The sequence below is a fragment of the Nocardia sp. NPDC102475 genome (assembly GCF_055584605.1).
In genome coordinates, this window is the sequence record NZ_JBVJLS010000001.1 from 382,879 (window position 1) to 396,652 (window position 13,774).

Consider the following 13,774-nt stretch of genomic DNA (forward strand, 5'->3'; position numbering starts at 1 on the left):
CCCGTCGGCTGCCATTCCCCTAGGACTTGCTGACCAATGCGCGCAGAAAGAATGTGAGGTTGGCCGGACGCTCGGCGAGGCGGCGGGTCAGGTAGCCGTACCACTGGCTGCCGTAGGGCACATACACCCGCATGGCATTGCCCGCGGCGGCCAGCCGCAACTGCTCCGGATCGCGGATGCCGTAGAGCATCTGGTACTCGAATCGGTCCGGGCCACGGCCGGTTTCGGCGGCCAGCTGTTCGGCGGCGAGAATGAGCACCGGATCGTGGGTGGCCACCATCGGGTAGCCTGGACCGCCCATCAGGATCTCCATACAGCGCAGATAGGAATCTGCCACTTCGGCGGAGCGCTGGTAGGCGACGGTATGCGGTTCCCGATATGCGCCCTTACACAAGCGGATGCGCGATCCGGACAGCTCGCGACAGTCTTCCTCGGTGCGATGCAGATAGGCCTGCAATACCGCGCCGAGCCAAGGGAATTCGGCACGCATTTCACGAACCGTGGTCAGCGTGGCTTCGGTGGTGGTGTGGTCCTCCGCGTCGACGGTGACCCACACTCCGGCCTGGGCCGCTTTGGTACACAGAATGCGCAGGTTCTCGGTGGCGACGGCCGGGCCGTCGGCGGGCAGCGCCTGCCCGAGCGCGGAGAGTTTCACCGACACCTCGGTACGCGCCGTGGCATCCCGGAAGCCGTTCATGGCCGCCAGATCGTTGATCAGCGAAAGATATTCGGCCACCGTGGCATCGGCCTGTGCCCGGTCGGTGGTGTTCTCCCCGAGGAAGTCGACGCTGATCAGCCGATGGCTCGCGAGCAGCTCCCGCACCACCGGAATCAACTCCGCACGGCCCGCACCGGCCACGAAGCGCCGGACGATCTCCGCGGTGACCGGCGTTCCGGTGACGATGCGCTTCATCCGCGGCGATGCGGAGGCCGCGAGAATGACCGGCCGCAGTGGATTCATTCCGACCCCATGTGCGGATACCGGTAATCACCCGGCGGCACGAAGGTCTCCTTGATCGTGCGTGGCGCGACCCAGCGCAGCAGGTTCAGCGGCGAACCCGCCTTGTCGTCGGTGCCCGAGGCGCGCGCACCGCCGAAGGGCTGCTGACCGACGACCGCGCCGGTCGGCTTGTCGTTGATGTAGAAGTTGCCCGCGGCGAATCGCAGTGCGGCCGAGGCCCGTTCGACGGCCTTGCGGTCCTGCGCGAAGATCGCGCCGGTCAGTGCGTAGGGTGCCGCCGACTCCACCTCGGCCAATACCGCCGCGTAGGAGCCGGGTTCGGCATCGTCGTAGACGTGCACCGCGAGGATGGGACCGAAATATTCGGTGGCGAAGGCGTCGTCGTGCGGATCGTCCACCACCAGCACCGTGGGCCGGACGAACCAGCCCTCGCTGTCGTCGTATTCGCCGCCCGCCGGGATGGCGATACCCGCCGACCTGGCGCGTTCGATGGCGGCGACATTCTTGTCGTAGGCGCGCCGATCGATCAGTGCCCCACCGAAATTCGTCAGATCGGCGACATCGCCGTAGCTGATTTCGCGGGTCAGTTGCAGGAAGTCGTCACCGATTGTGCGCCACACCGAGCGAGCGATATACGCGCGCGAAGCCGCCGAGCATTTCTGGCCCTGATATTCGTAGGCACCGCGAATCAGCGCGGTACGCAAGGCATCCGGATCGGCGGACGAGTGCGCGACGATGAAGTCCTTACCGCCGGTCTCACCCACTAACCGTGGATACGAACGGTAACGGCCGATATTCGCGCCGACCTGGGACCACAGGAACTGAAATGTCTTGGTGGAGCCGGTGAAATGGATACCCGCCAGCCGCGGATCGGCGAGCGCGACCTGTGACAGTTCGATACCGTCGCCGGTCACCATGTTGATGACACCCGGCGGCAGTCCCGCCGCCTCGAGCAGCCGCATCGTGTAGAAGGCCGCGAGCGTCTGCGTCGGCGAGGGCTTCCACACCACGGTATTGCCCATCAGCGCGGGCGCGGTCGGCAGATTGCCCGCGATCGCGGTGAAGTTGAAGGGCGTGATCGCGTAGACGAACCCCTCCAGCGGGCGGTAGTCCATCTGGTTCCACACCCCGGCGCTCGACTGCGGCTGCTGTTGCAGAATCTGGCGCGCGAAGGCCACATTGAATCGCCAGAAGTCGACCAATTCGCACGGCGCATCGATTTCGGCCTGCTGGACCGTCTTGGATTGACCGAGCATGGTCGCGGCGGCGACCGTCTCCCGCCACGGCCCGGCCAGCAGATCCGCCGCGCGCAGGAAGACGGCAGCCCGCTCGTCGAAGGTCGTGCTGCGCCAGCCGGGCGCCGCCGCGATCGCGGCCTCGATGGCGCCGTGGGCTTCCGAATGCGTGGTGTCGGTGTAGGTGCCGAGCACCTGCCGATGTCGGTGCGGGGCGACGATATCGTGCCGAGCCCCGATGCCCGGCCGGTGTTTGCCACCGATGACCAGCGGAATGTCGATGGATTCGGCAGCGATCTCATTGAGCTCGGTGATCAGCAGTTCCCGCTCGGGGCTGCCCGGCGCGTAGGAATGCACCGGCTCGTTGCTGGGGATAGGGACTACCGTGACAGCGTCCATACCCCAAGGCTATCGCCGTTCCCGGGTCATCGGGCACGACTGCGGGACGTGTCAGGCCAGGCGTTGCGCCGCGGCCTCGATGCGTTCGTCGGAAGCGGTCAGCGCGATGCGCACGTACTCCCCTGCGCCCGGTCCGTAGAAGTCGCCCGGCGCGGCGAGGATGCCGCGCTCGGCCAGCCAGTCCAGGGTGGTGCGGCACGGTTCGCCCCTGGTGGACCACAGGTAGAGGCCCGCTTCGGAGTGATCGATGCGGAAACCGGCGTCCTGCAAGGCCTTTCGCAGCACCTCGCGACGCGCACGGTAGCGCTCACGTTGCACTGCCTCATGGGCGTCGTCAACGAGTGCGGCGGTCATCGCCGCCTGGATCGGGAAAGGCACCATCATGCCGGAGTGCTTACGCACCTCGAGCAATTCGGCGACGAGTTCCGCATCACCCACCACGAATCCGGCGCGGTAGCTGGCCAGGTTGGAGGTCTTCGACAGCGAGTGCACCGCGAGCAGGCCGGTGTGGTCGCCGTCGCACACCTCCGGATCGAGGATCGAGACGGCGCGACCCTCCCATGCCAAGCCCAAGTAGCACTCGTCGGAGGCCACGACCGCGCCGCGCTCACGCGCGAACTGCACCACCTTGCGCAGATGCTCGACACCGAGCACCTTCCCCGTCGGGTTCGATGGGGAGTTCACATAGATAAGGGCAGGCGATTGCGGACCCAACTGGGTCAGGCCATCCGCTCGCACCACTTCGGTACCGGCCAGCAGCGCACCCACCTCGTAGGTCGGGTAGGCGACCTCCGGGATGACGACCAGATCGTCCGCACCGAGCCCGAGCAGCCTTGGCAGACCGGCAATCAGCTCCTTGGTGCCGATTACCGGCAGCACCGCGGCCGGGTCGAGTCCGGTGATCCCATAGCGCCGCTTCAGTGCATCGACCGCCGCGGCCCGCAGTTCGGGCGTGCCGTGCGTGGTCGGATATCCGGGCACGTCGGCGACCGAACTCAATGCCGCACGGATCAGCGGATCCACCGGATCGACCGGGGTGCCGACCGAAAGGTCGACTATCCCGTCCGGATGCGCGGCGGCCTCGGCCTTCACCGACGCGATGGTGTCCCATGGAAAATCGGGCAGCAGACTGCTGACCCGGCGACGCGGTGACACAGAACTCACTCAGTACCTAATTACTCATTCAGTCGCCATCGGCGGCAGCTCTTTGATGAACGGCGGGTCGTAGTCCACCTTGCCGACCTTCGTCGCACCGCCGGGCGAACCCAGCTCGTCGAAGAAGTCGACATTGGCGTTCACGTAGCCGCTCCACTGGTCCGGGGTGTCGTCTTCATAGAAGATCGCCTCCACCGGGCACACCGGCTCACATGCACCACAGTCCACGCACTCGTCGGGATGGATGTACAGCATGCGACCACCCTCGTAGATGCAGTCCACGGGGCATTCTTCGATGCATGCCTTGTCCTTCACGTCAACGCACGGTTCAGCGATGATGTACGGCACTGCCGCTCTCCTAGTCTGTCCTCACGGGGATACTCCGCCCGGCGTCACACTATCCCGGCAACCCAGGTTACTCCGGGGCAGCCTGCCCTAACCAACTTCGCCCCGCCTGCCACTCGCTGGATATGAAACACCCCTGGCGTCCGCGCCTTTGCGAATACTCCGAGCACGACGAACGGGAATCTGGTACCGACTAGCCCACCGTCAGTGGCAGCGCCGCGGAGATCTTCCGTGGTGGCACCCCATAAGTAGTGGTCCGTTCGCGCACCGGACGGCCGATGCCCTCGGCGATCTCGGTGAGTTCCGCGACGGTCTTGGCGGAACCGTGTTGCGATCCGGCCATACGCGAGATGGTCTCCTCCATCAAGGTACCGCCCAGATCGTTGGCGCCACCGTTGAGCATGATGCGGGTGCCCGCTGTGCCGAGTTTCACCCAGCTGGTCTGGATGTTATCGATGCGGCCGTGCAACATGATCCGCGCGAGGGCGTGCGCCGCACGGTTGTCCCGGATGGTCGGGCCAGGTCGCGCCGCACCGGCGAGGTACAGCGGTGCGCTCTGGTGCACGAACGGCAGCAACACGAATTCAGTGAAACCGCCTGTCTCGTCCTGGATTCCGCGCAGCACCCGCAGATGTCCGACCCAGTGCTTCGGATTGTCGACGTGGCCGTACATCATCGTGGAACTCGAACGCACGCCGACCTGATGTGCGGTGGTGATCACCTCGACCCATGCGGAGGTCGGCAGTTTGCCCTTGGTGAGCACCCAGCGCACCTCGTCGTCGAGGATTTCCGCGGCCGTGCCGGGAATCGTGTCCAGCCCGGCTTCCTTCAGCGCGACCAGCCAGTCGCGAATGCTCTGCCCGCCGCGGGATGCGCCGTTCACGATCTCCATCGGGCTGAACGCGTGCACGTGCATCGATGGCACCCGCTGTTTGATCGCGCGCACCAGATCGGCGTAGCCGGTGACCGGGAGGTCCGGATCGATGCCGCCCTGCATGCAGATTTCGGTAGCGCCGTCGACGTGCGCCTCCCAGGCGCGGTCGGCGACCTCGTCCATGCTCAGGGTGAAGGCGTCGGCATCGCCCTTGCGCTGGGCGAATGCGCAGAAGCGGCAGCCTGTGTAGCAGATATTGGTGAAGTTGATATTCCGGTTCACCACGTAGGTGACGTCGTCGCCGTTGACGTCGCGGCGCAGTTGGTCGGCGAGGGCGGCCACCGCATCCAGCGCTGGTCCCTCGGCCGTTGCCAGCGCCAGGTACTCGGCGTCGGTGAGCCCGGCCGGATCGTTTTCAGCGGCGCGCAGCGCGGCGAGCACATCGGAATCCAGTCGCTCGGGTGCCGCGACGGCGAGGTCACGAGCCTGTTCGCGAATGGTGTCCCAGTCGCCGAAGGCCCCGACGACATCCTGGCCGAGTGCGGAATCGCTGCGGCTCTCGGTATTTCGGCCTTCGGTATCGATCGAGGTATTGAGGTCGACACGGCCCGCGGATTCCCACGACTCGTCCGGTTCCTGCCAGGGCAGGCCGACCGGGAGCGCATCCGGATTCGCCAGACCGGTTTTCGGATCGGTGAGTGCGGCGACGTGCGCGCCGATGCGCGGATCGACCCACGGGTTGCCCGCGCGCACATATTTCGGGTGCGCCGAGGTGCGTTCGACGAGTTGGTAGCCCGCGGCCTCGGTGATTTCGCGCAGCGTATCGAGGTTCGGCCAGGGCCGTTCCGGATTCACATGGTCGGGGGTGACCGGCGAGACGCCGCCCCAGTCATCGATGCCCGCATCGATCAGCGCCTGGCATTCCTCGTGCGACACCAGGTTCGGCGGCGCCTGCACCGGAACGTCGGGTCCGAGCAGCAACCGGGTGACCGCGATGGTGGCCCGGAACTCCTCCATACCGGCGTCGGGGACATCGCGCATGGCGGTGTCGTCCTTGGCGCGGAAGTTCTGGATGATCACTTCCTGGATATGCCCGAATGCCTTGTGCTGCTTGCGAATCGCCATGATCGACTCGGCACGCTCGGTCAGCGTTTCGCCGATACCGACCAGAATGCCGGTGGTGTAGGGCACCGAAAGCCGACCGGCATCGGTGATGGCGCGCAACCGCACCGCCGGATCCTTATCCGGACTTCCGTAGTGGCAGTTGCCCTTTTCGCTGAACAGGCGGGTGGCGGTGGTCTCGAGCATCATGCCCATGGACTGCGCCACCGGTTTGAGCCGCGAGATTTCCTCCCAGCTCATGACGCCCGGATTCAGATGCGGCAGCAGACCGGTCTCCTCGAGCACCATGATCGAGACGGCGCGCAGGTAGTCCAGCGTGGAGTCGTAGCCGCGTTCGTCGAGCCACTGCGCGGCCTCCGGCCAGCGGTCCTCGGGCCGGTCACCGAGGGTGAACAGGGCCTCTTTGCAGCCGAGTTCGGCACCGCGACGCGCGATTTCCAGCACCTCGTCGGGTTCCAGGAACATGCCCTTGCCCTCGGCGCGCAACTTGCCCGGCACCGTGACGAAGGTGCAGTAGTGGCATTTGTCCCGGCAGAGCTTGGTCAGCGGGATGAAGACATTGCGGGAATAGCTGATGGTCTGCGGCCGACCAGCCGATTCCAGTCCGGCATCGCGCACCCGGGCGGCGCTGCGACACAGATCGACGAGGTCATCACCGCGTGCGTGCAGCAGCACGGCCGCCTCGTCCACATTCAGTGTCACACCGTCGCGGGCCCGCCGCAGCGCACGGCGCATTGCCGACGGCGTTGGCGGTGCGGGCGGGACGCTCGGGGTCGCTAGCTCGGTCACGCCCTCGATCATGCGCTACACATCCTGGGCTGTCTCCCTCCAGTGCTTGTGAGGGGTGATAACTCTGCGGTCTCACGCAGTATTCCGGTACGTCCGGGCGAATTATTCCCGTGCAGGTAGGTGGGTCGGGGCCGACGATGGAGACGGCCGCGCCGTGACGTGGAACCATGGCAAGCATGTCGCAGCCGCGCACGATCATGGCCGATCCGGCCTGGCGTCCGAGCACCAGGGCCAAGCTCTTATGGACGATTCAGGCCGCGGTCGGCTGGGTGATTCCGGTCGTGGCGCTGATCTTGTGGGTTGTCGTCGATTCCGAGCATCGCGGTGCGCAGCTGGTGGTCTTCGCGGTGGCGCTCGTACTCGCGGCGGTGAGCATCGGGGTGGTGCCGCTGTGGCGGTTCGCGGTGCATCGGTGGGAGGTGACCGATGAGGCGGTGTACACCCGGGTCGGTTGGTTGACGGTGGAGAGCCGGGTGGCGCCCATCTCCCGGGTGCAGACCGTCGATACCGAGCGCGGGCCGCTGGAGCGATTCCTCGGGCTGGCGACGGTGACCGTCACGACGGCGTCCTCGGCCGGCGCGGTGCGGATCTCCGCGCTCGATCTGCCGGTCGCCGAACAGACCGTCACGCGGTTGACCGAGATCGCCGCGTTGCACCGCGGGGACGCGACGTGAGTTCGTATGCGGCCGATCTCGCGTCGGAGACGGAGCAGCCGTGGTTGCGGCTGGATAAGCGAATGTTGTTGGTACACCCCGTCAACGAGGTCGTGCGGTTCATTCCGGTGCTGATCGGGTCGGTGATCCTCGGCACCAATACCGGTAATCCTGTCTGGGGGCTGGTCGCGTTGGCGGTGATCGTCGGCTTCGCGCTGACACGCTGGTTCACCACCACCTATCGGGTCGGACCGACAGACGTCGAGTTGCGGACCGGGTTGATTCAGCGCAAGAAGCTGTCGGTACCGCGGTCGCGGATCCGGTCGGTCGATATCGAAGCCGATCTATTGCATCGGATGCTGGGGCTCGCGGTGTTGGCGATCGGCACCGGGCAGCACGCGGATTCGGGTGAGACGTTCAAGCTCGACGCGTTGGACGCGGATGTGGTGCCGGACTTGCGGACGGCGCTGCTCGCCCATACCGCCGGTTCGCCGGAATCTACTGCCGGACAACAGGTTCCCGACCTAAGGAAAGACCGGCCGGTGTCCGGGACCGCCCGCGAGATCGGTCATTGGCGAGCGAGCTGGGTGCGTTACGCGCCGCTGTCGCTCACCGGTTTCGCGATCATCGCACCCATTGTCGGTTTGGCAATTCAGTACGGGTTCGACCAGATCGTGGTCAGTTCGCACGCGGTGCACAGCATCGAGGACGGTAGTGCGGCCCTCATCGCCGTCGCCATCGCACTGTTGGTTGTCGCGATCGTGGTGATCGTCAGCCTCGCGGCCTGCGCACGTTATCTGACAACGTATTTCGGGCTGCGGGTGCTCGATGACGACCGCACATTGCAGCTGCGCCACGGACTGTTCACGACCAGACAGATCACGCTGGATCTGGCTCGTTTCCGCGGCGCGACCGTCAACGAGCCGCTGCTGCTCCGCATGGCCGGTGCCGCCGAGCTCGAAGCCATCATGACCGGCCAGAGCCCGCGCCAGAAAATCCTGCCCCAGGCGCCGCGCTCCGCCATCGAACGCACCCTCGCGGAATTGCTCGTACCCCGAGGTGCCCGACGTCCCGGTGCCACGAACGAAGTCCCACGGGCCGGAGATCCAGTGGGCCCAGCACCGCAACAGGGGCTGACCGGCCACACCCCGCGCGCGACGGTGAGCACCGCACCGCTGATCGCGCACGGTCCGATCGCGCGCCGCCGCCGGTATACCCGCGCGTTGAGCCCGATCGCGCTCCTCGCGATCGCGATGCTGTACATTTCCCTTGCCGGAGAGCACTTTTCACCATGGTGGTGGCTGCTGCCCGCACTCCCGGCCCTGGCCGCCGCCGCGCTGGCCGCCGACCGTTACCGCGGCCTCGGTCACGCCGTGCTGCCCGCCACCGACAGCAGTCCGGCCTGGCTCATCACCCGATCCGGCTCGCTCGACCGCGACCGAGACTGTCTCGAGGCCCCCGGCATCATCGGTTGGACTGTCCGCCAATCCTTTTGGCAGCGACGCTCCGGCATCGCCACCGTGGTTGCCGCCACCGCAGCCGGTAAGAAGCGCTACCTCGTCGTCGACATTCCGCTCGAACAAGCCTGGGACCTCATCGAATCGGCAACCCCCGGCCGCCTGGGCACCCGCTGACCCCGCCGATCGAGTTCACGCACAGCCAATGGGTATGCGTCAGGTTGCGTGCGGGATCGGCGCGGGTCGGTGAGGAAGTCGCGAAGTGCGATGGCCACCCGGTCTGGTGTTTCGACGTTGGGTGAGTGGCCTGCGGTGTCGATAGTCTCGATGCGTGCGCCTGCGGCGGCGTATCGGTCGATGGTGTTGTGCCAGCCGTAGAGACTGTCGTGTCGACCGTGAACTACCAAGGCGGGCAGGCCGAGAGCGTGGATCTGGGCATCCAGCGGCCGTGCCGCCACCGCCTGCGGGCGCGCCACCAGGACGGCGCGATATGCGCGCCAGGACATTGCGCGGCAATCCGAACGCAGTTGAGACCAGCCCGGTCCGGTGGCATCCGGATCGAATCCAGGTGCGAATCCGGCGCCCATCGCCCGGCGCAATGCGGGCCCAAGTGTCTGAGACCGTTCGCTCCGAGAATAGAGCGCGACCGGGCCGATCCGACTCGCGCAGTGTCGCTGATCGATTGCTGACACCGCGCCGAGTTCAATGGTGACCGTGGTCGAGACCCCGATATCACCGACGCGGGAGTTGCCCATCGCCGATCGCCGCGTGCGGCGGATGCAGCGGGGCGACAAATATCGACTGACCGCGAGCGGCGGTTTGGCGGCGTTATCGCTGGATGCGCTGTCCAGCGTGGCATACGGTCCCGAGGCGATCGTGCTGGTTCTTGTCGCGGCGGGCGCGGCGGCGGTGTCGTGGACATTGCCGGTGTCGCTGGCGATCGCGGCACTGTTGCTGGTATTGGTGCTGTCGTATCGGCAGGTTATCGCTGTACATCCGGATGGCGGCGGGTCCTATGCGGTGGCGAAGAAGGATCTCGGGCGCGGTGCCAGTCTGCTCGCGGCGGCGAGTCTGGTGGTGGACTATGTGCTGACCGTCGCGGTGAGTCTCGCGGCCGGTGCGGCCAGTTTGGCCAGCGCGTTTCCGGTGCTGGCCGATCATCTGCTGCTGATCACGCTGAGCGGACTGGCGCTGCTCACCGTGATCAATCTGATCGGGGTGGCCGAGTCGGCGAAAGTGCTGATGGGGCCGACACTTCTGTTCATCGTCGCGATCCTCGCCGTGATCGTGGTCGGACTGTTCCGCGCGACACCGGTCGCGGTGATCGGTACCGACCTGGAGCCGTTCGTTCCGTACGACACCGTCGGAATTCTGTTGCTGCTCAAGGCATTTTCGGCCGGGTGTTCGGCACTGACCGGCGTCGAGGCGATTGCCAATGCCGTGCCGTCGTTCCGGTCGCCCGCGGTGCGACGGGCCCAGCACACCGAGGTGGCGCTCGGCGTGCTGCTGTGCACGATGCTGCTCGGTTTGGCGCTGCTCATCCGTCGCCATCACGCGGTGCCGCGCGGCGATGTCACCCTGATCGCGCAATTGTCCGCGGCGGCATTCGGGACCGGGTGGCCGTTCTACGTGACCAGTCTGGCCGTCACACTCGCGCTGTGCCTGGCCGCGAATACCAGCTTCGGCGGACTGCCGGTATTGCTGTCGCTGCTGGCGAAGGATCATCGGGTCGCCCACTTGTTCGCGCTGCGCTCCGAACGCCCGGTGTTTCGCTATGGCGTTGCGGCCCTTGCCATTCTGGCCGCCACGGTGTTGCTGGTCGTGCATGCCGAAACCCACCGCGTGCTACCGGTTTACGCCGTGGGCGTCTTCATCGGTTTCACCATCAGCCAGACCGGGCTGGTGCGGCACTGGCGCGAGCAGCGTGGAGCCGGTTGGATTCCGCGCGCCATTCTCAACGGCTTCGGCGCGCTGCTCACCGCCGTCGCCGCGGTGGTTCTGCTCATCGAGAAGTTCAACGAAGGCGCGTGGCTACTGCTGATCATCGTGCCCGCGTTGATGACGCTATTCGCCCGCACCGAAAACTACTACCGCAGCGTCGCCGACCAACTCAGCCTCGGCCGAATCCCTTTCCTCCCACCACAATCCCCGGATCAGGAACCGATGCTCATCGTGGTTCCGGTGGTCGCGGTCAGCGAGATCACCGCCCGTGCCCTGCGCACGGCCCAAGCCTTCGACGGCGAAATCGTCGCCGTCGCAGCCGAAATCGACCACGCCGCTACTCGGCGACTCAGCGCCCAGTGGAAGCAGTGGGATCCGGGTGTACCTCTCACCGTCCTCCCGAGCCCGCACCGCAGTCTCATCACCACCCTCGTCGGCTACGTCCACGCCCAAACCCGAACCGGCCGCCGAGTCACCGTTCTCCTGGCCCAGGTAGAAGCCGCCCACTGGTACCACCGCCCCCTGCACAACCCCCGCGGCCCCGTCCTGGCCGCCACCCTCCGCGCCCGCACCGACGCCGTTATCGCCAGCCTGGCCATTCGCCTCGACTGAGCCCACGTTGCGCCCGTACACCGACATCATCGCCGTAGCCGTCCCGCAGTCCGAATCCCCATAGCGACAACAGGACTCAGCGGGTGCTGAACAACCCCGCGTTTGTTCGGATGTAGATGTAGAGCAGCGGCGGGACCAATCCGCAGAAAAGAAGCAGCAGGGTGCGCCAGTCGCTGCCCAGCATGATGTCGCCACCGGGGCCGGTTACGGAGCAGGTCAGGAAGCCGAGGGTCCAGGCGGCTACCGGGAGGAACATCGCGCCTACGCGATGGGTTATGGAGCGGACTCCCATCACCAGGAGGACGTTGACCACACCGGCCAGCACTGCGGACAGGGGGAAGGCGACGGTGTTGATATAGGTGGGGAGGTAGAGGACCTCGAGGGCGAGGGTGATCAGAGCGTCCAGGACCAAGACGGCGATGATTACCGGCCCCAAGGGCAGAGTGTCATGGGCACCGTCGGTGCGGTCCGGAGCCTTGTCGAAAGTGACCCTCACGCGACCGGCGGGAAACCGAGGAGGGTGAGCAGGTGGCTCTGCATATCGACGAACGCGTACAGCACCGACATGTAGAGGTCGTGCTGTTGCTGCGCGCCAGGGCGCAGGCTGTCCACGAAGGCAGCGATGGCGTTCTGCAGATCCCAGTTGTACATGATCGGAGTCTAAGCCGAAATCACTCGCCTTCAACGGGGATGTTGGCGACGACCGGGAATTCTCCGGTATAGCCCTTTCGCATCTGGGCGATCGTGAGCACCCGTTTGCGGGCGGCGAACCAGCCGATGATCAGCGCTGGAATGAGCAGCACGAGCGAGGCGACGGTCCAGGTGCCGACCGGATAGTCGATGCCGGTGAGCACCACCACGAAGAACAGGAATACCAGCGTGATCAGGCCGGTCCACGGCGCACCCCACATGCGGAACTGCGGCCGCTGGAGTTTGCCCTGCTTCCACCAGCGCCACAGCTGCAACTGGCACAGCACGATGGTGGCCCAGGACGCGATGATGCCGAGCGAGGCCATATTCAGCACGATCTCGAACGCGCGCTCGGGCACGATGCCATTGAGTGCGATACCGCATAGCGCGATCAGGCTGGTCAGCATGATGCCGCCGTAGGGCACACCGTTGCCGCCCATCACCCCGGTGAACTTGGGCGCGCTGCCGTTCATCGACATCGACCGCAGAATGCGCCCGGTGGAATACAGGCCCGCATTGAGACTGGAGAAGGCGGCCGTCAGCACGACGACATTCATGATGCTGCCGATGCCGGGTACCCCGAGCATGGTGAAGAAGGTGACGAACGGGCTCTCGCCGGACTTATAGCTGGTGTATGGCAGCAGCAGTCCAAGCAGCACGAGCGAGCCGACGTAGAAGACCGCGATCCGCAAGATCACCGAATTGATCGCGCGCGGCATGATCTTCGCCGGATTCTCCGTCTCCCCCGCCGCGGTGCCCACCAATTCCACAGCGGCATAAGCGAATACGACACCCGAGGTGACCACGACGAGCGGCAGGATCCCGGTCGGGAACAGTCCGCCGTGATCGGCGACGACGCTCGGACCGGTCGCCGCACCCTTGACGGTGAATCGGCCGATCAGGAATACCGTGCCGATGATCAAGAACGCACTGAGCGCGGCCACCTTGACCAGCGCGGCCCAGAATTCCATCTCACCGAACCACTTCACCGAGACCAGATTGACCCCGAGCACGAGCACCAGCGCGATGAGCGCGAGCACCCACTGCGGAACATGAGTGAATCCGGCCCAGTAGTGAAAATATTGGGCAATCGCGGTGGTGTCAGCGATACCGGTCATCGACCAGTTCAGGAAATACATCCATCCGGCGATGAATGCGGCCTTCTCACCGAAGAATTCGCGAGCATAGGAAACGAACGAACCGGATGACGGCCGGTGCAGCACCAGCTCACCGAGCGCGCGCAGAATGAAGAATACGAATACCCCGCAGACCGCGTAGACCACGAAAAGACCTGGTCCCGCACTCTCGAGGCGACCACCCGCACCGAGGAACAGACCCGTGCCGATCGCACCGCCCATAGCGATCATCTGCAGCTGACGCGGTTTGAGACTCTTGTGGTATCCGTGATCCTCGATGCTGAGGTGAGCTTTGTCGCCGACCGCTGTCATGAACCGCTATACCCTCCACACCGATGTCCGAAATCACAAAGACGGTACTCGCCGCCGAAAACGGCAACGACAGCAACCCTCAGGCAACGATCA

General features: G+C 65.6%; 11 protein-coding genes. 3 read left to right on the top strand and 8 right to left on the bottom strand.

Annotated features, from left to right (window positions below; all coding sequences use genetic code 11):
- Positions 1 to 19: 19 nt before the first annotated feature.
- The 5 genes from ACZ60G_RS01755 to ACZ60G_RS01775 form a co-directional block, all read right to left on the bottom strand.
- Entirely contained in the window at positions 20 to 961 is a 942-nt protein-coding gene (locus ACZ60G_RS01755; protein ID WP_465806342.1) for a proline dehydrogenase family protein, read from the bottom strand.
- Complete coding sequence (gene pruA, locus ACZ60G_RS01760) at positions 958 to 2,595, bottom strand: L-glutamate gamma-semialdehyde dehydrogenase (protein WP_465806344.1); 1,638 nt, start codon at positions 2,593 to 2,595, stop codon at positions 958 to 960. Before pruA ends, ACZ60G_RS01755 begins: the two co-directional genes overlap by 4 nt.
- Positions 2,596 to 2,646: 51 nt before the next feature.
- Entirely contained in the window at positions 2,647 to 3,750 is a 1,104-nt protein-coding gene (gene dapC, locus ACZ60G_RS01765) for a succinyldiaminopimelate transaminase (protein WP_465806745.1), read from the bottom strand.
- Positions 3,751 to 3,774: 24 nt separating this feature from the next.
- Positions 3,775 to 4,098 (bottom strand): ferredoxin, encoded by a 324-nt coding sequence (gene fdxA, locus ACZ60G_RS01770; RefSeq protein WP_040695137.1) that lies wholly within the window; start codon positions 4,096 to 4,098, stop codon positions 3,775 to 3,777.
- Between the two features lie 190 nt (positions 4,099 to 4,288).
- Positions 4,289 to 6,892, bottom strand: a complete 2,604-nt coding sequence (locus ACZ60G_RS01775; RefSeq protein ID WP_465806346.1) for a bifunctional FO biosynthesis protein CofGH — start codon at positions 6,890 to 6,892, stop codon at positions 4,289 to 4,291.
- A 164-nt stretch (positions 6,893 to 7,056) separates the two neighbouring features.
- Here ACZ60G_RS01775 and ACZ60G_RS01780 point away from each other — a divergent pair, with 164 nt between their 5' ends.
- The 3 genes from ACZ60G_RS01780 (at position 7,057) to ACZ60G_RS01790 (ending at position 11,543) form a co-directional block, all read left to right on the top strand.
- Positions 7,057 to 7,554 (top strand): PH domain-containing protein, encoded by a 498-nt coding sequence (locus ACZ60G_RS01780; RefSeq protein ID WP_465806348.1) that lies wholly within the window; start codon positions 7,057 to 7,059, stop codon positions 7,552 to 7,554.
- A gap of 62 nt (positions 7,555 to 7,616) precedes the next feature.
- Positions 7,617 to 9,167, top strand: coding sequence for a PH domain-containing protein (locus tag ACZ60G_RS01785; protein WP_465806747.1), 1,551 nt, complete (start codon positions 7,617 to 7,619; stop codon positions 9,165 to 9,167).
- 537 nt (positions 9,168 to 9,704) lie between these two features.
- The gene (locus ACZ60G_RS01790; RefSeq protein WP_465806350.1) at positions 9,705 to 11,543 is read left to right on the top strand and encodes an APC family permease; all 1,839 of its coding nucleotides are present in this window, start codon (positions 9,705 to 9,707) and stop codon (positions 11,541 to 11,543) included.
- Positions 11,544 to 11,619: 76 nt separating this feature from the next.
- Here ACZ60G_RS01790 and ACZ60G_RS01795 read toward each other — a convergent pair whose 3' ends face one another.
- Genes ACZ60G_RS01795 through ACZ60G_RS01805 form a run of 3 tightly spaced genes read right to left on the bottom strand, consistent with a single transcriptional unit; the run spans position 11,620 to position 13,681 of the window.
- Entirely contained in the window at positions 11,620 to 12,039 is a 420-nt protein-coding gene (locus tag ACZ60G_RS01795) for a hypothetical protein (RefSeq protein WP_465806352.1), read from the bottom strand.
- Entirely contained in the window at positions 12,036 to 12,194 is a 159-nt protein-coding gene (locus ACZ60G_RS01800) for a hypothetical protein (RefSeq protein ID WP_169338103.1), read from the bottom strand. Before ACZ60G_RS01800 ends, ACZ60G_RS01795 begins: the two co-directional genes overlap by 4 nt.
- A gap of 20 nt (positions 12,195 to 12,214) precedes the next feature.
- Positions 12,215 to 13,681 (bottom strand): amino acid permease, encoded by a 1,467-nt coding sequence (locus ACZ60G_RS01805; protein WP_465806354.1) that lies wholly within the window; start codon positions 13,679 to 13,681, stop codon positions 12,215 to 12,217.
- Positions 13,682 to 13,774: the final 93 nt, after the last annotated feature.

What these genes read in the sequence shown, in the direction of transcription:
- pruA (WP_465806344.1), bottom strand. Translation starts at nt 2,595, where the DNA reads ATGGACGCTGTCACGGTAGTCCCTATCCCCAGCAACGAGCCGGTGCAT.
- ACZ60G_RS01805 (WP_465806354.1), bottom strand. Translation starts at nt 13,681, where the DNA reads ATGACAGCGGTCGGCGACAAAGCTCACCTCAGCATCGAGGATCACGGA.
- ACZ60G_RS01775 (WP_465806346.1), bottom strand. Translation starts at nt 6,892, where the DNA reads ATGATCGAGGGCGTGACCGAGCTAGCGACCCCGAGCGTCCCGCCCGCA.
- ACZ60G_RS01785 (WP_465806747.1), top strand. Translation starts at nt 7,617, where the DNA reads ATGTTGTTGGTACACCCCGTCAACGAGGTCGTGCGGTTCATTCCGGTG.
- ACZ60G_RS01755 (WP_465806342.1), bottom strand. Translation starts at nt 961, where the DNA reads ATGAATCCACTGCGGCCGGTCATTCTCGCGGCCTCCGCATCGCCGCGG.
- ACZ60G_RS01800 (WP_169338103.1), bottom strand. Translation starts at nt 12,194, where the DNA reads ATGTACAACTGGGATCTGCAGAACGCCATCGCTGCCTTCGTGGACAGC.
- ACZ60G_RS01780 (WP_465806348.1), top strand. Translation starts at nt 7,057, where the DNA reads ATGTCGCAGCCGCGCACGATCATGGCCGATCCGGCCTGGCGTCCGAGC.